19 protein-coding genes are annotated in these 18116 nt (G+C 68.2%); 10 read left to right on the forward strand and 9 right to left on the reverse strand.

The genetic code is table 11. The features are described 5' to 3' along the window. Window positions 1-85 precede the first annotated feature (85 nt). The gene (locus DK368_RS17120; RefSeq protein WP_114395194.1) at window positions 86-703 is read right to left on the reverse strand and encodes a regulatory protein RecX; all 618 of its coding nucleotides are present in this window, start codon (window positions 701-703) and stop codon (window positions 86-88) included. Between the two features lie 100 nt (window positions 704-803). Between DK368_RS17120 and DK368_RS17125 the strand changes: the two genes are divergently transcribed. After that, complete coding sequence (locus DK368_RS17125) at window positions 804-1607, forward strand: ABC transporter permease (RefSeq protein ID WP_114395195.1); 804 nt, start codon at window positions 804-806, stop codon at window positions 1605-1607. 4 nt (window positions 1608-1611) lie between these two features. Continuing rightward, window positions 1612-2448, forward strand: a complete 837-nt coding sequence (locus DK368_RS17130; protein ID WP_114395196.1) for an ABC transporter permease — start codon at window positions 1612-1614, stop codon at window positions 2446-2448. A gap of 22 nt (window positions 2449-2470) precedes the next feature. Here the strand turns inward: DK368_RS17130 and DK368_RS17135 are convergent, their stop codons facing one another. Then, window positions 2471-2953 carry a hypothetical protein gene (locus tag DK368_RS17135; protein ID WP_114395197.1) on the reverse strand — a complete coding sequence of 161 codons (483 nt, stop codon included), beginning with the start codon at window positions 2951-2953 and terminating at the stop codon, window positions 2471-2473. Between the two features lie 202 nt (window positions 2954-3155). Here DK368_RS17135 and DK368_RS17140 point away from each other — a divergent pair, with 202 nt between their 5' ends. Beyond that, window positions 3156-4337 carry a hypothetical protein gene (locus DK368_RS17140; protein ID WP_155524611.1) on the forward strand — a complete coding sequence of 394 codons (1182 nt, stop codon included), beginning with the start codon at window positions 3156-3158 and terminating at the stop codon, window positions 4335-4337. Further along, window positions 4324-4530 (forward strand): hypothetical protein, encoded by a 207-nt coding sequence (locus DK368_RS21470; protein ID WP_155524612.1) that lies wholly within the window; start codon window positions 4324-4326, stop codon window positions 4528-4530. Before DK368_RS17140 ends, DK368_RS21470 begins: the two co-directional genes overlap by 14 nt. A gap of 9 nt (window positions 4531-4539) precedes the next feature. Here DK368_RS21470 and DK368_RS17145 read toward each other — a convergent pair whose 3' ends face one another. The 4 genes from DK368_RS17145 to rpmB all read right to left on the reverse strand — a co-directional run bounded on the left by DK368_RS17145 (window position 4540) and on the right by rpmB (window position 8167). After that, on the reverse strand, window positions 4540-5418 hold the full coding sequence (locus DK368_RS17145; RefSeq protein WP_114395199.1) for a diguanylate cyclase: 879 nt from the start codon (window positions 5416-5418) through the stop codon (window positions 4540-4542). A 130-nt stretch (window positions 5419-5548) separates the two neighbouring features. After that, a complete protein-coding gene (gene tgt, locus DK368_RS17150) occupies window positions 5549-6775 on the reverse strand; it encodes a tRNA guanosine(34) transglycosylase Tgt (RefSeq protein WP_114395200.1) in 1227 nt (408 codons plus the stop codon). A gap of 127 nt (window positions 6776-6902) precedes the next feature. Then, window positions 6903-7691: a queuosine precursor transporter gene (locus tag DK368_RS17155; protein WP_114395201.1), complete on the reverse strand. Its 789-nt coding sequence runs from the start codon at window positions 7689-7691 to the stop codon at window positions 6903-6905. A 176-nt stretch (window positions 7692-7867) separates the two neighbouring features. Continuing rightward, a complete protein-coding gene (gene rpmB, locus DK368_RS17160; RefSeq protein WP_114395202.1) occupies window positions 7868-8167 on the reverse strand; it encodes a 50S ribosomal protein L28 in 300 nt (99 codons plus the stop codon). A 395-nt stretch (window positions 8168-8562) separates the two neighbouring features. On the opposite strand from rpmB, the gene DK368_RS17165 reads away from it, so the two are divergent. The 4 genes from DK368_RS17165 to DK368_RS17180 all read left to right on the forward strand — a co-directional run bounded on the left by DK368_RS17165 (window position 8563) and on the right by DK368_RS17180 (window position 14000). Continuing rightward, entirely contained in the window at window positions 8563-8946 is a 384-nt protein-coding gene (locus DK368_RS17165; RefSeq protein ID WP_114395203.1) for a hypothetical protein, read from the forward strand. Between the two features lie 97 nt (window positions 8947-9043). Next, window positions 9044-10498: an efflux RND transporter periplasmic adaptor subunit gene (locus DK368_RS17170; RefSeq protein WP_162306078.1), complete on the forward strand. Its 1455-nt coding sequence runs from the start codon at window positions 9044-9046 to the stop codon at window positions 10496-10498. Further along, window positions 10495-13668 (forward strand): efflux RND transporter permease subunit, encoded by a 3174-nt coding sequence (locus DK368_RS17175; protein ID WP_114395205.1) that lies wholly within the window; start codon window positions 10495-10497, stop codon window positions 13666-13668. The genes DK368_RS17170 and DK368_RS17175 overlap by 4 nt, the downstream gene beginning before the upstream one ends. Continuing rightward, the gene (locus DK368_RS17180; protein ID WP_205028272.1) at window positions 13665-14000 is read left to right on the forward strand and encodes a copper-binding protein; all 336 of its coding nucleotides are present in this window, start codon (window positions 13665-13667) and stop codon (window positions 13998-14000) included. The genes DK368_RS17175 and DK368_RS17180 overlap by 4 nt, the downstream gene beginning before the upstream one ends. A 43-nt stretch (window positions 14001-14043) precedes the next feature. Here DK368_RS17180 and mgtE read toward each other — a convergent pair whose 3' ends face one another. Together mgtE and meaB are read right to left on the reverse strand one after the other, a co-directional pair. Then, window positions 14044-15438 (reverse strand): magnesium transporter, encoded by a 1395-nt coding sequence (mgtE, locus tag DK368_RS17185; RefSeq protein ID WP_240002545.1) that lies wholly within the window; start codon window positions 15436-15438, stop codon window positions 14044-14046. A 242-nt stretch (window positions 15439-15680) separates the two neighbouring features. Continuing rightward, entirely contained in the window at window positions 15681-16667 is a 987-nt protein-coding gene (gene meaB / locus DK368_RS17190; protein ID WP_114395207.1) for a methylmalonyl Co-A mutase-associated GTPase MeaB, read from the reverse strand. Window positions 16668-16771: 104 nt separating this feature from the next. On the opposite strand from meaB, the gene DK368_RS17195 reads away from it, so the two are divergent. Together DK368_RS17195 and DK368_RS17200 are read left to right on the forward strand one after the other, a co-directional pair. Continuing rightward, window positions 16772-17161: a VOC family protein gene (locus DK368_RS17195; RefSeq protein ID WP_114395208.1), complete on the forward strand. Its 390-nt coding sequence runs from the start codon at window positions 16772-16774 to the stop codon at window positions 17159-17161. A gap of 81 nt (window positions 17162-17242) precedes the next feature. Continuing rightward, entirely contained in the window at window positions 17243-17656 is a 414-nt protein-coding gene (locus DK368_RS17200; RefSeq protein WP_114395209.1) for a PilZ domain-containing protein, read from the forward strand. Between the two features lie 83 nt (window positions 17657-17739). Here the strand turns inward: DK368_RS17200 and DK368_RS21475 are convergent, their stop codons facing one another. After that, window positions 17740-18018, reverse strand: a complete 279-nt coding sequence (locus DK368_RS21475) for a hypothetical protein (RefSeq protein WP_155524613.1) — start codon at window positions 18016-18018, stop codon at window positions 17740-17742. Window positions 18019-18116 lie beyond the last annotated feature (98 nt).

The following is an 18116-nucleotide window of genomic DNA, read 5'->3' on the forward strand; positions in this document are numbered from 1 at the left end:
GCCGATCGTCGGATCAGCCCGAAGAGAACCTAAAGCCCACTCTCGTTCGCGCGCTACCGCCAAGGTGAAGACTTATCCTTCATTGTCACGACCGGACGTGGCCGGGATCGTCGATCAGCGCATCCGCATCGTCGGCATCAATGACCCGGCGGGCCGTGTCCAGATCGAAGCCGGCCCGGGCCAGGGCCGCCACGTCCTTGTCCCGACGGGCCGTCCGCTCTTCGCCGGTGCCGTCCCGGTCCGCGCGGAACGGACCGAGACGCCGCCGCCGGGCATAGGCCAGGGCCGCCCTCAGATCCGCGGTTCCGGCGTCCATTCCCTCCAACGCTCCCAGGGCCACCTCCACATGCGCCTCATCCACACCCTTGGCCATCAGGGTCTGGCGGATGCGCCGGGTCGAGCCACCACGCCGCTGCAATCCCGTCGCCTTGGCTTCTGCATAGAGCGCATCGTTCAGCAGCCCGCTGCGCTGATAGCGCTCGATCAGCGCATCCACCCAGCGGGTTCCTTCTGCCGGGTCGGTTCCATGCTGTTGCGCCGAGCGCTGGACCTTGCCCAGCAGTACCCGCCGCAGATTGGCCGACGAGCTGGCGAAGCGTTCCAGATAGTGCAGCGCCGCCCGCTCGAGGTAGTCGGGCGTCACCAGCCGGGCTGACTTTGGCCCGCCCTTGTTCCGCCCGCCGGTACGGTTCTCCCCGTCCATCCGTCCGTCCCCGTTGTTCCCGTGCTGTGCGCCGCGTTACTGTGCCGGCGCCGTAACCAGTCTAGACCGGCAGCCATCATTTCGCACAGGACCGGGTGACATGAGTCAAACCTCCTCCCCCATGCCGCGGCAGGTGGGCGCCGTGAACTGGATCGGCCTCGCCACCATGATCCGGCGCGAGATCCACCGGTTCCTGAAGGTCTGGGTGCAGACCATTGCCGCCCCGGTGGTGACCACTCTGCTGTTCTACGCCGTCTTCGCCCTGGCCCTGGGCGGGGTCGTGCGCATGGTCGGTGACATCCCCTTCCTGCAGTTCCTGGCGCCGGGCCTGGTGATGATGGCCATCACCCAGAACGCCTTCGCCAACACCAGCTCCTCCGTCCTGGTCAGCAAGGTCCAGGGCAACATCGTCGATGTGCTGATGCCGCCCATCGCGGCGTGGGAACTGACCCTGGCCTATGTGGTCGGCGGTATCGTCCGTGGCCTGCTGGTGGGGCTGGTGACGGCGCTGGCCATTGCCGTGGTGGTGCCGCTGCCGCTGGCGCATCCCGGCTACATCCTGTTCCATGCCGTGATGGCGGCGGGGCTGCTGTCGCTGCTGGGACTGATCGGCGGTATCTGGGCCGACAAGTTCGACCATATGGCCGCCGTCACCAACTTCGTGGTGACGCCGCTGTCGTTCCTGTCCGGCACCTTCTATTCCATCAACAGCGTGCCGCCCCTGTTCCATTTCCTGGCGCACCTCAATCCGTTCTTCTATTTCATCGACGGGTTCCGCTACGGCTTCATTGGCCAGACCGATGGCACGCTGGGCACCGGCATCGCCGTGATGCTGGGCACCAACGCCGTGCTGGCGCTGACGGCCTGGCGCATGCTGTCCACCGGCTACAAGATCAAGGCCTGATCGCATGACGGCCCCGCAGCAGTCCCCGTTCCCGCCGGCCGGCGCCTTCCGGCCCGAATTGGACCGCCGCATCGGCGTATTCCACCGGCTGGGGTTTCAGACCCTGCTGCAGCGTGAGATGCGGCGGCTGTGGCGCATGGCGGCCATGGTGGTGGTGGCGCCGGCGGTCATGGCCATGATCTATTTCGCCTGCTTCCTGTTCGGGCTGGGACCCCAGCGCGGCACGCCGGAGGGGGACGCGGTGCTGACCTTCCTGGTGCCGGGTCTGATCATGCTGTCGGTGGTGCTGCGCTCGGCGGAGAACACCGGCTTCTCGCTGCTGTTCGCCAAGATCGAGGGCATGCTGGTGGACCAGCTGATGGCCCCGGTCGGTGCGCGCGAGGTGGTCCTGGCCTATGCCCTGGGCGGCGTGGTGGCCGGCGTGGTCAGCGGCTTGGCCGTCTGGCTGGGCTCATTGGTGCTGTGGCCGCTGCCGGTGGCCCATCCCCTGGCGGCGCTGGGCTTCGCCACCGCCGGTGCGCTGATGATGGCGCTGGCCGGCCTGCTGACGGGGATCGCCAGCACCAAATGGGACCATATGAGCGCCTGGTTCACCTTCCTGTTCGTGCCGGTCAGCTTCCTATCCGGCCTGTTCGCCCCCATCAGCGGTATGCCGCCGGCCTGGCAGGCCGTGGTGCAGGCCAATCCCATCTTCCATGCCATCGACGGATTCCGTTGGGCCATGCTGGGCAGCAGCCACCAGGACCCCGGCCGGTCCGCCCTGATCGTGCTGGGCGTCTGCGCCCTGCTCTATGCGCTGGCGGCCCGGCTCTATTCCATCGGCTGGAAGATGAAGGCCTGAGGCCGTCCATCGGCGGTGCCGATCAACGGTCGCCGGTGTCATCAGCGGGCGGGGGCATCTGCTCCGCCACGCGCATGAGGCGTTGGTGGGCGGCCAGTCCCACCAGCATCAGCACGGTCACGGCCAGCAGCAGGGCCGGATAGACCAGGGTGGTGACATCGTCCTTGCCGAAATCGAAGATGAAGACCAGCGCTTCCAGGCTGATGGCGATGATCAGGATGCTGAGGAACTTGGTCAGGGTACGTCGGGCTTCGGTGGCGGAGCGCAGTTCCCTGTCGCGGACCAGCTCTTCCTCCCACAGGAATTTTGCCACGTCGAAAACGGCCAGGGCCACCACCAGCAGGCCGATGGAGCGCAGCAGCACCTGGGTCACCTCGCCCCCGTCCAGGGCCGTGCGGCCGACATTGATCCAGGCGGACAGGACGAAGGCGAGCGAGGACAGCATCAGCGTTCCCGTGACCAGCCCGTAGATCAGAAGGGACAAGCGCTCGAACAGCCGCATCATCGGGGATGCCTTTCTTTCACACCGGGGACGGCGGGATAACAGCCGATGGGCGGACCCGGCTCCGGGGAGCGGCCGTTGCGTCATCAGCCGGGGCGGGCGATGATGGTCCCGCGTAACGGGCCGGTGAAAAGTGTAACGCTCGTGCAACGGCGAAGGACAGCCGGTGTCCTTCGTTCCATAGTCCAAGTCGATGAGATCGCCCATGCGCAGGACCCGAACCATGGATGCCTCCCTGTCCAACCGCCCCCGCCTCCAGCCTGGCATCCCGGCCGGGGGGATTGCGGCCATCGTCGTCACGCTGGCTGCCATGAGCTGGGGGCTGTTTTCCGACCGCCCGACGGACACCCATGGTCCCCGGTTCACCTTTGCCGTAGGGGATGGGATGGTTCCGCCCGCGCCTCCGGCCCCGCCGGCGGCGCCACGCGCGCCGCAGGTGCAGGTCGATGCAGAGGGTATCCGCAGTGCCGTGCGTGAGGCCATGCGCAGCCTGGATGTCGAGGCCATCCGCCGGGCGGCGGAGCAGGGGCGGGCTGCTGCCGAACGGGTACGGGAGGCATCCCGGGCGGGCGGATCGATGGACTCAGCGGCGCTGGCCGATGTCGGGGGAACGTTCAGCGCCAGTTTCGATGCCCCCCGTGGGGTGAGTCTGGTCGATCTGACCGCCGATATCACGGTGGATATGTCCCGCCGGGCCGACAAGGTCCGGCTGGAGGTGGAGGGCGGCGGCGCCCGGCTGCGCACCAGCGTCCAGGACGGGGCGCTGACGCTGATCGGCACCAATGCCGACGCGCCCGTCACCATCCGCCTGACCCTGCCGACCCAGGCGGATCTGGTCCTGGCCAATGTGGCCGGTGATCTCACCATCTCCGGCCGGTCGGAAGGGGCGCTGAAGGCGGATCTCCGTCGCGGCGACATCACGGCGGAGCGGGTCGGGTCCGCCGCGATCGTCGTGCGGGAAGCCGGCAGCATCAGCATCGGCCGTGTCGAAGGCCGGCTTGACTTCGCCAGCCATGGGGCAGCGGACCTGTCGGTCGAGCGGACCGGTGTGGCCAGCCTGACCGTCAACGGCCATTCCGACGTGCAGATCGGCCGGGTCGAGGATGGCCTGACCCTGGCAATTCCCGGCCACGCCGACGTCAGCATCGACCGGGTCGACGGTCCGGTGAAGACCGATTTCGCCGGCGCCGGCAGCGTGTCGATCAGCGAGGGGGAGGCCTCGTCGCTGCAGGTGGCGGTCACCGGCGCCGGTGAGTTCCGCTTCGATGGTCTGGCCCATGACCCCGTCGTGCTGGCCTCGGGGGTGGGGTCCGTGCATATCGCGCGGCATGAGGGCCGCTCGCGGGTCCAGAACACCGGACAGGGGACCGCCTATGTCGGGGACTGATGGCAAGGGCGGGTCGCGTCATGCGGCGTCGCCCAAGCCGTCGTCACCCCGAGCCCTGGCCGGGCGCGCGATGAACGAGCGCGTCCTGGCGGAGAGGGTGCAGAAGCTGGCCCAGGATCGGGCCGGTGCGCAGGGCGGTGATCCCTATGCCCTGCTGGCGGATGCTATCCGGCAGATCATGCGTCGGGATTGATCTGCCGGGTCAGGCCGGGCTGGGAACGTGGCTGACGACGCGGTTGCGCCCCTGTCGTTTGGCGTCGTAAAGCGCTTGGTCGCACCGGTCCAGCAACTGCGTCAAGGACAGGTCAAGCCGGGCTTCGGCCAAGCCGAAGCTGCCGGTGACATGCAGGGTCCTGCCGTCGGCCAGATGAATCGGCAGGGCGGCGATGTCGGTGCGCAGGCGCTCCAGCACCTGGCGGCCTTCCGTCAGATTGGCATCCTTCAACAGGATCAGGATTTCCTCGCCGCCCATGCGGAAGGCTTCGTCGAAATTGCGGATGCCCTGGCTGATGACACCCGACACGGCCACCAGCACGCGGTCGCCGCTGTCATGGCCATAGGTATCGTTGACGGCTTTGAAGCGATCCAGGTCACAGATGGCCACGCAGAAGGGCTTGCCCATGCGCCTGAAGCGGTTCAGTTCCCGCTCCAGTTCCTCATGCAGGCCGGTGCGGTTGCGCAGGCCGGTCAGCGGATCGATGCCGCTGCCGGCCATGCTGAACGCCTTTTCGAAGCGGCGGCACTGCTGGATGAATTCCTCGAACTTTTCCACGACCGATTCATAGGCGGCATAGCTGCACGGCGCGCCCTCGGCCACCCGCATCAGCACCAGACGGGCCATGCGGTGCAACTGCTCATGCAGTGAAACCAGCCTGTCGACGGCCGGCTGGTCGGTGAGATCGCTGTCCTTGACCTGCCGGACCCAGAAGGCAAAGGCCAGTGGCATGGGGGCGCTGTCCGGCCCCTCCAGCCCGCTTTCCGTCGGAAAGAACACTGCCCGGTGCCAGCGTGACAACCAGCGCAGATGTTCGTCGACCACCACTGTCAGGCCGGACGACGGGGAAATCGCGCTGTTGGACATCAATCAGGGTAGTCCTTCGCCAAGCGGGCGATACTTACCCCAAAGATATAACGCTTTTTAACGAAATCCACACCTATCCGGATGCGCACCCCCCGGCCGCGTTCCGCACAAGGCCGAGCGGGTGCTGCGGTCAGGCGTCCGGCGCCGGGGCAGGCTCCTGCTGTTCATGGACCCAGCGAGCCCGTGTCTCGGCCAGGGTATCGGTCCGGATGGCGGCCCGGATGTCGCGCATCAACCGGTTCATGGTGTGGATGTTGTGCAGCGACAGCAATTGCAGCGCCAGCATCTCCTCCGCCTTCAGCAGGTGGTGGATATAGGCGCGGCTGAAGTGGCGGCAGGCATAGCAGCCGCAGGCGGAATCGATGGGCTCGGGGTCCTGGCGGAAGCGGCCGTTGCGCATGTTCAGCCGCTCGCCCTTGACCCCCGGCACCAGGGCCCAGCCATGACGGGCGATGCGGGTGGGGCTGACGCAGTCGAAGGTGTCGATGCCCAGGGCGACGCCGTTGAAGATATCGACGATGCCGCCGATGCCCAGCAGATGCACCGGCCGGTCGGGATGCACATGGGCCATGGCCATGGCCACCACCTCATGCATCTGCTCGCGGGTGGAGCCCAGGCAGCCGCCGACGGCGGTGGCGAAGAAGGGGCGGTCCTTGGTGTAGTCGGCGCTTTCCTTGCGCAGATCCGGGTACACGCCGCCCTGGACGATGCCGTACATGGCCTGGGGCAGGCCGTTGGCGGACAGGCCGCCGCCACGCTCGAACTCGGCCAGCGAGCGGTCACCCCAGCGGTGACTCATGCGCATGGAGCGTGCGGTGTAGGTGCGGTCCACATGGAAGGGCGTGCATTCGTCCAACTGCACGATCAGGTCGGCCCCCAGCTTGCGCTGGATGTCCACCGACATTTCCGGCGTCAGCAGGATCATGCGGCCATCGGTGTAGCTGCGGAACTTGGCGCCCTGCTCATTGATCTTCAGCAGGGTCTTCTCGCGGGTGTTGCTGCGCCGTCCCTTGACCTCGTCCGCCACGCTGCCATGGCCCATGGCGAAGATCTGGTAGCCGCCGCTGTCCGTCAGCATCGGCCCGTCCCAGCGCATGAACTTGTGCAGGCCCCCCATGGCCGCCACCGTGTCGGCGCCGGGTTGGATCATCAGGTGATAGGTGTTGGACAGGATGATGTCCGTCTGCTCCTCGCGGAGCTGCGCCGGCGTCACCGCCTTCACCGTGGCCTTGGTGCCGCAGAAGATGAAGTTCGGCGTCTCGATGGTTCCATGCGGCGTGGTCAGTCGCCCGATCCGCGCCTTGCTGGCGGGGTCGCGATGCAGGATGTCGAAGGCGAAGCCGGGATAACGGGACATGGCGGGACACTCAAACCGAACGGGGGACGCGCCGATATGGGCGAAAGCGGCGGGCTTGTCCAGCGTGCCGGATGGCGGTGGCGCCGACGGAAGCCCGATGATCGGTCACGACCACCGGGACGAGGGATCAGGCTGCCGCCCGGTCCGGCAGATGCGGGGCCAGGGCCCGGCGGGACAGATACATGAAGGGGGTGTCCAGCAGGCTCAGGGCCACGCGCAGCAGATAGGTGCCCAGGATGTAGGTGTGCAGCAGCGCGTCCCAGCCCACCGGCTCCGGCGCGAACACCACCCAGGCCAGCACCGAGAACAGGCAATTGTCGACGAAGGACGACAGCATGGTGCTGCCATTGTTGCGCAGCCAGAGATGCTTCTGGCCGGTGATGCCGCGGATGCGCTGATAGACCCAGACGTCGAACAGCTGGCTGATCAGGTACGAGGTCATGCCGGCGGCGAACAGGGCCGGCGCCGGCGTGAACAGGGCGGCGATATGCTCCTGCATGGGCAGGGCCCACTGCATGTCCGTCCCGGCCTGCGCCGCCGTCATCGGCCGGAACCCCAGGGTCAGCAGCATCAGCCCGGTGAACAGCAGATAGCCGGCGAAGCTCAGGAACACGGCCCGCCGGGCCGCCTGACGCCCGTAATGCTCGGTCAGGATGTCGGTGGCCAGATATGTGGAGCCGAACAGCACCGTGCCCATGGCCACGGGATGGTCGTAGAAGCCGAACTGCACCGCCTTCAGCACCTCCACATTGGCACCGATGACGGCGATCAGGATATAGAGATACAGCCCCGGCTCCCCGAACAGCCGGGCCATCAGCAGGATGGCACCGAAACAGATCAGCGCCTGCAGCAGCAGCAGCAGTTCCGGCGGAACGGCATGGAGGGCTTCGATCAGGGCGGCGGGGGACAGGGACATGGAGCATCAGGTCCGGGGCAGGGCCGTGGTCCGGCGCGTGACCGACGTTGTCGGTCTGGCGCAGGCCTGGCGGGAAACGCCAACGGCCCCGCAGACCATGTCCCGAGGGACCGTCGGCGGGGCCGTGTACGGCAGCAGCGCGGAAAAACGGCGGCTATTCAGGCCGCCGTGGCGCCTCAGGCGGCGGCGGCCTTGGAGGCCAGCGCCTTCTGGATCTGCTTCTTCACCTTGCGGGCATCGGCGTCCAGCTTGGCATCGGCGATGTCCAGCAGGGCGGCGTCCAGGCCACCCTTGTGCTCGATCGTGCGGATGCCGTTGGTGGACAGGCGCAGGCGGACCATGCGGCCCAGCGCGTCGGACAGGAGCGAAGTCTCCTGCAGGTTCGGCAGGAAGCGCCGGCGGGACTTGTTGTTGGCGTGAGAGACGTTGTTACCGGTCTGCACACCCTTGCCGGTCACGGCGCACTTGCGGGACATCGGAACACCCTTGTAGCTGCTGGCGACATCAGCCGCAGGGGCTGGAGAGGTCGCGTTACCCATAGAAAACGGTTACGCCGGACACAGGGGCATCCGGCGGAGCCGCGGTAATAGCCGAAGCCGGGGCGCAGAGTCAAGCGGTGCGCGGCACGGACCGTTCATTGGCGTCCGCGCCCGGCACATAGGTCGCCACGACAGCTTGGCAACACAAGATCTGGTGTCTCTATAGCATCCGGTGGCGGATCATGCCGCACAGTTGTTCACGTCCACCGGCCCCGATGCGCTTCCCAAGGCGCGGCGCGCCGTGTAGGCTTGACGGCATCATGACCAGACCGTCCCTTCCCAGCCGATGGAACCGCAGGAGCATCCGCTCCGCGCAGCGGACGGTCGTCATCATGGCCCTGGCTGCCCTGGTCCTGTCCCAGCTCCTTCTCGGTCTGGGGTCCGGGACAGCCCGGGCCGCGGCCCCGCTGCCGCCCTGCCATCTCGGCATGGAGATGCCGGCCATGGAGCCGGCGTCGGTCGGCGTCCATGACCATCATGCCGTTGCCCAGGCCGCGGGGGCGCAGAAGACGGAAAGCCAGAAGACGGGCGGAGCGGACCTGCCGCACTGCCCGATGATGGTGGGGGCGGTCTGTCTCAGCCTCTGTGCCACCGGGCCGGCCCTTCCGCCTGTTCTGCTGCCGCCGCAGCCGGTCACGGTCTATGGGCCGCTGCCGCAGGCCCAGCTGGCTTCCCGCACCGACGCGCCGCCGCTGCCACCGCCCCGAACCCTCTGAGCATCCGTCCGAGTCCGTAGGCCGATGGCTGCCGATCCCCCCGCGGGGACAGGCTTCCGTCGCCCTCTCTCCATGCTCCGTTCAGAGGTTTCCACGCATGAGGCCCCAGGCCCTTGTGGCTGTCCTGGCCGTCCTGTCCGCCGGTATCGGCGGCGGCGTCCTGCTGGACCGCCATGTCCTGTCCGCATCCTCCCAACCGCCCGCCGGCCGCACGATCCTGTACTGGTGGGACCCGATGATGCCCGATTTCAAAAGCCCCACGCCCGGCAAGTCGCCCATGGGCATGGACATGGTTCCCGTCTATGCCGGGGAGGAACCGGCGGCCGATCCCGGCACCGTGACCGTGACCGCGGGCATGGTGCAGATGCTGGGCGTGCGCAGCGTCCCGGTCGAGTCGGGCGCCCTGGCCCCGGTGCTGGAGACGTTCGGCAGCATCGCTTTCGATGAAAGCCGCACCGCCCATGTCCATGTGCGGGCGCCGGGCTGGATCGAGCGTCTGAACCGCCGCAGCGTCGGCGAGACCGTGGCGCGCGGCGAGGTGCTGTTCGAGTTCTTCTCGCCGAACCTGGCCAGCGCCGCCTTCGAATATGTGCGGGAGCTGGAGCGGCCCGGCGGCCCCGGCCTGGAGGGGGCGCGGCGCAAGCTTGCCGCCCTGGGGGTGGATGATCGCCAGGTGGAGGAGATCCGCAGCCGCCGCACCGTCCCCGACCGGGTCAAGGTCTATGCGCCCCAGTCCGGGGCCATCGTCGCCCTGGATGCGGCCGAGGGCATGTATGTGGAGCCGGGCATGACCCTGCTGTCCCTCACCGACACCGCGTCCGTCTGGGTCACGGCGGAGGTGACGGAGGGGCAGGCGGCCTTCGTCCGTCCGGGGCTGACGGCCCAGGTGGAGGTCAAGGGCCTGCCGGACCGTCGCTGGTCGGCGACGGTGGAGTATGTCTATCCCGATCTCCGGCCGGAGACGCGGACCCTGCGTCTGCGCCTGCGTCTGGACAATCCCGACGGGGTCCTGCGCCCCGGCATGTTCGCCAGCGTGCATCTGGCGGCGTCCGCCCGCCCCGCGGTGCCGACCGTGCCGGCGGACGCCGTGATCCGCACCGGCCGGGACGACCGGGTGGTGCTGGATCTGGGCCAGGGGCGCTTCCGCCCGGTGCCGGTCCGCACCGGCCTGACAGTGGGGGACAGGACCGAGGTGACGGAAGGGCTGCGGGTGGGGGACCGCGTGGTCACCGCCGCCCAGTTCCTGCTGGACAGCGAGGCCAACCTGTCCGGCGGGCTGGCCCGTCTGGCGGCCGCCGCCCCGGAGCCGGCGCCGGCCGGCCCGATCTGGACCCGGGCCGTGGTGGTGGCGCCGCTGGCCGACGGCATGGTGACGCTGCGCCATGATCCCATCCCCGCGATCGGCTGGCCGGCGATGACCATGGGCTTCGCCGTCGATCCGGCCGTGACCGCCCGGATGCCGGAGGGGAGCACGCTGCGGGTGGCATTGGAGAAGACCCCGGAGGGGGCCTACCGCATCGTCGCGGTGGAGCCGGCGGGAGACCGTCCATGATCGCCCGCCTGATCCATTGGTCGGTGGCCAACCGGGCCATCGTCGTGCTGCTGGCCCTGCTGCTGGCGGGGGGCGGCCTCTGGGCCGTGCGTGCCACCCCCGTGGATGCCCTGCCCGACCTGTCCGACGTGCAGGTCATCATCAAGACCAGCTGGGAAGGCCAGTCGCCCCAGGTGGTGGAGGACCAGATCACCTATCCCCTGTCCACGGCGCTGCTGGCCGTGCCGGGGGCGACCACCGTCCGCGGCTATTCCATGTTCGGCGACAGCTACGTCTATGTGCTGTTCGAGGAAGGAACGGATCTCTACTGGGCCCGGTCGCGGGTGCTGGAATATCTCAGCCAGATCACGCCCCGGCTGCCGGCCGGGGCCACCCCGGCGCTGGGACCGGATGCCACCGGGGTCGGCTGGATCTACCAGTATGCCCTGGTCGACCGCAGCGGCCGCCATGACCTGTCGGACCTGCGGGCGCTGCAGGACTGGTTCCTGAAGTTCGAGCTGCAGGCCGTTCCCGGCGTGGCCGAGGTCGCCCCCATCGGCGGCATGGTCCGCCAGTATCAGGTGGTGGTCGATCCCATCGCGCTGCGGGCGCAGAACCTGCCGCTGGACATGGTGCGCGAGGCCATCGACAACGCCAACCGCTCCAGCGGCGGTTCCGTGCTGGAGATGGCGGAAGCGGAATACATGGTCCGGGCCGCCGGCTATATCCGCTCCATCGCCGATCTGGAGGCGATCCCGCTGACGCTGGGGCCGGGGGGAACGCCGGTGCTGCTGCGCGATGTCGCCACGGTCCGCTCAGGACCCGAACTCCGCCGTGGCGTGGCCGACCTCAACGGCGAGGGGGAGGTGGCGGGAGCCGTCATCATCCTGCGCCAGGGCGGCAATGCCCGTGCCGCCATCCAGGCGGTGGAGGCGAAGCTGCAGGATCTCCGCCGCAGCCTGCCGGATGGGGTGGAGGTGGTGACCACCTATGACCGCTCCGCCCTGATCGACCGGGCGGTGGAGACGCTCTGGCACAAGCTGGGCGAAGAGGCGCTGGTGGTGGTTCTGGTCTGCGCCGCCTTCTTGCTGCATCTGCGCTCGGCCCTGGTCGTGGTGGTGACGCTGCCCCTGGGTATCCTGGCCGCCTTCATCGTCATGCATCTGCAGGGTGTGAACGCCAACATCATGTCGCTGGGCGGGATCGCCATCGCCATCGGCGCCATGGTGGATGCCGCCATCGTCATGGTGGAAAGCCTGCACCGCCGCATCGAGGACGAAGCGCTGACGGCGGAAAACCGCTGGCGGCTGGTGGCGGAAACGGCCGCCGAGGTGGGGCCGGCCCTGTTCGCCTCGCTGATCATCATCACGCTCAGCTTCCTGCCGGTCTTCGCGCTGGAGGCGCAGGAAGGGCGGCTGTTCAAGCCCCTGGCCTTCACCAAGACCTATGCCATGGCCGCATCGGCCATCCTGTCGGTGACGCTGGTGCCGGTGCTGATGGGCTGGTTCGTGCGCGGCCATATCCGGGCCGAGGCGCGCAATCCGGTGAACACGATCCTGATCCGGGCCTATCGGCCATTGCTGGCCGCGGCGTTGCAGGCACCCTGGCTGACCATTCTCGGGGCCCTGGTCCTGGTGGCCAGCATGGCCTATCCGCTGTCGCGCATCGGCAGCGAGTTCATGCCGACCCTGGACGAGGGCGACCTGCTCTACATGCCCAGCCTGCTGCCCGATGTCTCCATCGCCAAGGCGGGCGAGCTGCTGCAACTGACCGACCGGCTGATCAAGACGGTGCCGGAGGTCGACAGCGTGCATGGCAAGGCCGGGCGCGCCGAGTCGGCCACCGATCCGGCCCCGGTGTCGATGATCGAGACCACGGTGCGGCTGAAACCGCGCGACCAGTGGCGCCCCGGCCTGACCATCGAGGATATCCGGGCCGAACTGGACCGGCTGGTGCGGGTGCCGGGCATGCCCAACAGCTGGACCATGCCGATCAAGAACCGGCTGGACATGCTGGCCACCGGCGTGAAGACCCCGGTGGGCATCAAGATCTCCGGCCCCGACCTGGACAGGTTGGAGCGGCTGGCGACGGCGGTGGAGACGGCGCTGAAATCCGTGCCGGGCACCACCTCCGCCTATGCCGAACGCCCGGCCGGCGGGCGCTACATCGATGCCGACGTGGACCGGATGGCGGCGGCCCGCTACGGGCTCAGCGTTGCCCAGATCCAGCAGGTGGTGCGCACGGCCGTCGGCGGCGAGGCCGTGACCCAGACCGTGGAAGGCACGCGGCGCTTCCCCGTCAATCTGCGCTATCCCCAGCCCTGGCGCGACAGCCCGGACGCCTTGGCGGCCCTGCCTCTCGTCACCCCGTCCGGGGTGCATATCACCCTGGGCGACGTGGCGCGGGTGCGCGTCAGCGACGGACCGGCCATGTTGCGCAGCGAGAATGCCCGGCCCACGGCCTGGGTCTTCGTCGACATCGCCGGCCGCGACCTGGGCGGCTATGTCAGGGAGGCCAAGCAGCGGGTGGCCGACGCGGTCAGCCTGCCGCCGGGCTATGCCCTGGCCTGGACGGGACAGTTCGAATCCCTGGCCCGGGTCGAGGCGCGCATGACCGCCATCGTGCCGCTGACCGTGGCCCTGATCGCCCTGATGCTATGGCTGACCCTGCGCGAGGGCGTAGAGGTGCTGATGGTGCTGGCATCCCTGCCGGTGGCGCTGGCGGGTGGCGTCTGGCTGCTCTGGGGCCTGGATTTCCACCTGTCGGTGGCCGTGGGCGTGGGCTTCATCGCGCTCGCCGGCGTGGCGGTGGAGACGGCGGTCATCATGCTGGTCTATCTGACGCTGGCGCTGAAGCGCCATGCCGCCCTGGCCGCGGCGGCCGGGCGGGCCATGACCGTGGACGATCTGCGCGCCGCCATCGTCGAGGGGGCACTGCTGCGGCTGCGTCCCAAGGCCATGACCGTGGTCACCATCTTCGCCGGCCTGCTGCCGATCATGCTGGGCGGCGGGACGGGGGCGGAGGTGATGCGGCGCATCGCGGCCCCGATGGTCGGCGGCATGGTCACGGCCACGCTGCTGACGCTGCTGGTGATCCCGGCCCTGTATCTCCTCTGGCAGCGTGCCCGCTTGCGGCGCCGGGCCGGAGCCGCCTTCCCTGTTCCCCCTCATGAACCAATGGAGACTGTATGATGCGCAAGAGCTTTGCCCTGCTCCTCGCCCTGCCGCTGCTGCTGCCGGCAAGCCCCGGTCTGGCCCAGCACGACCATCACGGCACCGCCGCGCCGTCCGGAGCGTCGCAGCCGGCGGCGGTCACCGGCACCGGTACCGTCCGCAAGGTGGATGCGGCCAAGCGGCTGGTGACGCTCGACCATGCCCCCATCCCCGCCCTGGGCTGGCCGGCCATGGTCATGGATTTCAAGGTGGCCGCCGCCGTGGACCTGACCGCCATCGCCACCGGCCAGCCGGTGGAGTTCACCCTGGACGGGACCCAGACGATCACGGCACTGCGGCCAAAGCGGTAAGGGACTTGGCTGCGGGCGGTGCGCCGCACCGCCCGCAGCCGGGTTACAGCAGCGTTCCCCGCAGGATGACCAGGGCGATGCTGAAATAGATGACCAGCCCGGTGACATCGACCAGCGTCGCCACGAAGGGGGCCGATGCCGTGGCCGGATCGAAGCCGATCCGCCGCAGCAGGAAGGGCAGCATGGCCCCGACCATGGAGCCGAAGGTGACGATGCCCACCAGCGTGGCGCCGACCGTCGCCGCCACCAGCAGCCAGTGATCGCCGTAATTGTACAGGCCGGTTTCCTGCCACAGCAGAATCCGGGTCATGCCCACCAGTCCCAGAATGGCGCCCAGGGTGATGCCGGCCGGCAGTTCGCGCAGGGCCACCCGCCACCAGTCCCGGACCTGGACCTGCCCGAGGGCCAGGGCACGGATCAGCAGCGAGGTGGCCTGGGAGCCGGAGTTGCCGCCGGAACTCATGATCAGCGGAATGAACAGGGTCAGGACGACGGCCTTTTCAAGCTCGCCCTCGAAGCCCTGCATGGCGCTGGCCGTCAGCATCTCCGAGAGGAACAGGGCGCAGAGCCAGCCGGCGCGTTTGCGCACCATCTGCCAGAACGGGATGCCCATATAGGGTTCGTCCAGCGCGTCCATGCCGCCGAAGCGCTGCACCTGCTCGGTCTGGCGCTGGACCATGGTGTCGATGACGTCATCGACGGTGACGATGCCGATCACCTGCTCACGGGCATCGACCACCGGCACGGCCAGCAGATCGTATTTGGAAATAAGCCGCACCGCCTCATCCCGCGGTGCCGTGGCCCGGATGGTGACCGGGCGCCGCGGTGGCGCCGCGTCCAGCACATTGGCATCGGGATCGGCGGAGACCAGGCCGCGCAGCGACACCGCCCGCATCAGCCCCTGGGTGGCGGGGTCCAGCACATAGACGGCATAGACGGTTTCCCGCGTGCGCTCCACCTGCCGGATATGCTGCAGGGTGCGGGCCACGCTCCAGCTCGCGGGGACGGAGACGAACTCCGTCGTCATCATGGCGCCGGCGCTGTCATCGGGATAGGCCAGCAGCCGTTCCAGATCCGTGCGGATGGCGGGGTCGAGGCAGGCCAGCAGGCTGTCGCGCTGGTCTTCCTCCAACGCGCCAAGAAGGTCGGCGGCGCGGTCGGCGGACATGCCGGCCAGCAGAGGGGCGACCCGCTCCTCCGGCAGGGCCAGCAGGATCTCGGCCCCGTGCTCAAGGCCGGTATGGTCGAGCACCTCGACGGCGCGGTCCTGCGGCAGCCCCGCGATCAGACGGGCCGCTTCCTCGGGCGCGCGGCAGTTCAGCCCTTCGACGATGTCGGCGGTCCGCTCGTCGGCCAGACAGGGGACAAGGCTGTGGGCAATGGGGAAGAGCATGGCCGCGTCGGCATGCGCGGCCGGGTGGACGATTGTCGTCTTCATGGCTCACCTCTGGGTCGACCGCCGCCGGCGGCTCCCAGGGCAAGCTGATCGGACCCGATCAGGCCAGGGTGGGCGCTGCCGACGGCAGGGACGGTCGACTATGACTGTCGCTGGACATTGGGTTTCGGGATCCTGTTTGGTGACCGGCGACCCGTGGTTCGCCGGATTTCGTGCAGATGCCACCGGATCGGTGGCGGGTCAAGCGCCGACGCCGGTGCCGGCAGCAGGGCTGCTCTACCGCCTCAGCGGCCCCGGAACAGCGTCAACAGCCGGCGGGCGGCGGCACCAGGGGTGACTTCGCCGGCCGCGGTCGCCCGTTCCAGGTCTGGCAGGGCCTGTTTGACGGCGCCATCGGCCAGGAAGGTGGACAGCAGATTTTCCCGGATTTCCGTCCACATCCAGGCGCGGGCCTGCTCGGCCCGGCGCCGGGTCAGGGCGCCGTTGCCGTCCAGCAGCGTCCGGTGGGCGCCGATCTGCTCCCAGATCCCGTCGATGCCTTGGCCGGACAGGGCCGAGCAGGACAGCACCGGCACCCGCCAGTCGGCATGGGCCGGGCGCAGCAGCGACAAAGCATGGCGGTATTCGGCGACGGCATGGCGGGCGGCGGCCGCCAGGTCGCCATCGGCCTTGTTGACCACGATCAGGTCGGCCAGTTCGACAATGCCCTTCTTGATGCCCTGCAACTCGTCGCCGCCGGCCGGCGGCAGCAGCAGCAGGAACAGGTCCACCATGTCGGCCACGGCCGTTTCAGACTGGCCGACACCCACGGTCTCGACGATGGCCACGTCGAAGCCGGCGGCCTCCACCAGCAGCATGGCTTCCCGCGTGCGCCGGGCGACGCCGCCCAGCGTGCTGCCGGCCGGGGAAGGGCGGATGAAGGCGTCCGGGTGGCGCGACAGCGCCTCCATCCGGGTCTTGTCGCCCAGGATGCTGCCGCCGGTGCGCTGGCTGGTCGGGTCGATGGCCAGCACGGCCACCTTGTGCCCGCGCCCGATGACATGCAGCCCGAAGGCCTCGATGAAGGTGGATTTGCCGACGCCCGGCACGCCGGTGATGCCGACACGGATCGATTGCCCGCTGTGCGGCAGCAGTTCCGCCAGCAGCGCCTCGGCCCGGGCGCGGTGGTCGGCCCGGGTGCTTTCCACCAGGGTGATGGCCCGGGCCAGGGCGCGGCGGTCGCCGGTGCGGATCCGGCTGGCAAGATCGGAAGCGGTCAGGACGTCGGGCATCGTCGGCCGTTGACAGCAGCGGAAGAGGCCGGTGGAGTTTGCGTGTCCGGCACCGTCGAAGTCAAACCCCGGCCCACCGGAATGGCTGAACAGGAAACCTGACCATGCACCGCCCGCCCTTCGACCAGCAGATGGTCCATCTGTCCGTTGCCGATCTGGACCGCGCCCATGCTTTCTATGCCGGCATTCTGGGGCTGGAGGTGGTGGGCGGTCGGGGTGCGTGCCGCTATTATCGCCTGGGACAGGCGGCCTTCCTGGCCCTTGAGGCGGGGAGCCCGGACGATCGGCGCCAGAGGATCACTCTTCTTTGCGACCGTGCCTATGATGTTGATGCCTGGCACGATTATCTGCGCCGCCGCGGGTTGGAACTGCCGGGGCCGCCAGAGGACGATGCCGACCTGCATGTCCGCCATTTCACCGTTCCTGATCCGGACGGCAACCTGGTGGAGATCCGGGCTTTCCTTGATCCGGGATGGCCGAAGGCCGGCCGCTGAGCCTGAAGCCTTATCGCTTTCGGGCGGATTTTCTCCCGCTCAGCCTCATGTCAGGATGGAGCATTCTGCTGGAGGTGCCCCATGCGTGCGGGTCCCGAACCGTCGCTGAACCGGTCAGCCGCCCTGCCGGACCTGCCCGTGCCGGGCGGGGAGGCGGCTTCATCTGCCGGCTGGCTTGCCCGCCTGTTCGGCCGGGACCGGCGCCGCCATGGGCGGACCCGGCCGCTGGATGCTCGGGTCCAGATCGGCCCCCTCTCCCTGTCTGTCGTTGATGTGAGCGTCACCGGCCTGAAGATCGCCGGGTATCGCGGTACCCTGGCCATCCAGGATCGTTTCGATCTGGACCTGTCGCTGGTGAACGGGCCGAGCCGGCTTGATCTGCACAGCGAAGCCATCGTGGTCTGGCGAACCGGCGACCGGATGGGTGTGGCCTTCTATGGCCTGGGGCCGGCAGACCGCGAGACTTTGTCCACTTTCCTGGGCGAGACAGTCTGAAGCCAGCATAAAAGAATCCGGCGGCAGGGAATATGGACCAAGTCTGTCGGTCTATTCCCTGCTGCCGCTATTTTGGTTGAATTTTAATGTTCGATGTAGGTAATGGTGGCCTTGTATTTGTTCGGCCCGATCATCGAATTGACGTTCAGGTAAACATTCGTTCCAGTACCCGCAACATCAACTTTCCAACGCAGCGTGCTGTTCAGGGGGTATAAAGGGTTCGGTGTTTCAACGGTCGTAATGGTTCCCTGTGAACCGACAGTGATGGTCGCTACTGTGAAGGAGCTTTCCTTGACGGTGCAGCAATTGTTGTAGGCGTTCTGCTGTTGCTGGCAAACGGTGCCGCTGTTGATGGTTGCCATTGTCATGATCCTTCTGTGAGGGTGGTCATGACATGGAAATACAATTTTCCAGAACATCAAAACATTTTTTACACTAATAGGTTGATGGCCGCTCGCGA

The sequence above is a fragment of the Oleisolibacter albus genome, from assembly GCF_003336875.1.
GTDB lineage: Bacteria > Pseudomonadota > Alphaproteobacteria > Azospirillales > Azospirillaceae > Niveispirillum > Niveispirillum album.

Excerpts from the sequence above, each read along its gene's own strand:
- DK368_RS17120 (WP_114395194.1), bottom strand. The coding sequence starts at position 703 with ATGGACGGGGAGAACCGTACCGGCGGGCGGAACAAGGGCGGGCCAAAG.
- DK368_RS17125 (WP_114395195.1), top strand. The coding sequence starts at position 804 with ATGAGTCAAACCTCCTCCCCCATGCCGCGGCAGGTGGGCGCCGTGAAC.
- DK368_RS17130 (WP_114395196.1), top strand. The coding sequence starts at position 1,612 with ATGACGGCCCCGCAGCAGTCCCCGTTCCCGCCGGCCGGCGCCTTCCGG.
- DK368_RS17135 (WP_114395197.1), bottom strand. The coding sequence starts at position 2,953 with ATGATGCGGCTGTTCGAGCGCTTGTCCCTTCTGATCTACGGGCTGGTC.
- DK368_RS17140 (WP_155524611.1), top strand. The coding sequence starts at position 3,156 with ATGCGCAGGACCCGAACCATGGATGCCTCCCTGTCCAACCGCCCCCGC.
- DK368_RS21470 (WP_155524612.1), top strand. The coding sequence starts at position 4,324 with ATGTCGGGGACTGATGGCAAGGGCGGGTCGCGTCATGCGGCGTCGCCC.
- DK368_RS17145 (WP_114395199.1), bottom strand. The coding sequence starts at position 5,418 with ATGTCCAACAGCGCGATTTCCCCGTCGTCCGGCCTGACAGTGGTGGTC.
- tgt (WP_114395200.1), bottom strand. The coding sequence starts at position 6,775 with ATGTCCCGTTATCCCGGCTTCGCCTTCGACATCCTGCATCGCGACCCC.
- DK368_RS17155 (WP_114395201.1), bottom strand. The coding sequence starts at position 7,691 with ATGTCCCTGTCCCCCGCCGCCCTGATCGAAGCCCTCCATGCCGTTCCG.
- rpmB (WP_114395202.1), bottom strand. The coding sequence starts at position 8,167 with ATGTCCCGCAAGTGCGCCGTGACCGGCAAGGGTGTGCAGACCGGTAAC.
- DK368_RS17165 (WP_114395203.1), top strand. The coding sequence starts at position 8,563 with ATGGCCCTGGCTGCCCTGGTCCTGTCCCAGCTCCTTCTCGGTCTGGGG.
- DK368_RS17170 (WP_162306078.1), top strand. The coding sequence starts at position 9,044 with ATGAGGCCCCAGGCCCTTGTGGCTGTCCTGGCCGTCCTGTCCGCCGGT.
- DK368_RS17175 (WP_114395205.1), top strand. The coding sequence starts at position 10,495 with ATGATCGCCCGCCTGATCCATTGGTCGGTGGCCAACCGGGCCATCGTC.
- DK368_RS17180 (WP_205028272.1), top strand. The coding sequence starts at position 13,665 with ATGATGCGCAAGAGCTTTGCCCTGCTCCTCGCCCTGCCGCTGCTGCTG.
- mgtE (WP_240002545.1), bottom strand. The coding sequence starts at position 15,438 with ATGAAGACGACAATCGTCCACCCGGCCGCGCATGCCGACGCGGCCATG.
- meaB (WP_114395207.1), bottom strand. The coding sequence starts at position 16,667 with ATGCCCGACGTCCTGACCGCTTCCGATCTTGCCAGCCGGATCCGCACC.
- DK368_RS17195 (WP_114395208.1), top strand. The coding sequence starts at position 16,772 with ATGCACCGCCCGCCCTTCGACCAGCAGATGGTCCATCTGTCCGTTGCC.
- DK368_RS17200 (WP_114395209.1), top strand. The coding sequence starts at position 17,243 with ATGCGTGCGGGTCCCGAACCGTCGCTGAACCGGTCAGCCGCCCTGCCG.
- DK368_RS21475 (WP_155524613.1), bottom strand. The coding sequence starts at position 18,018 with ATGGCAACCATCAACAGCGGCACCGTTTGCCAGCAACAGCAGAACGCC.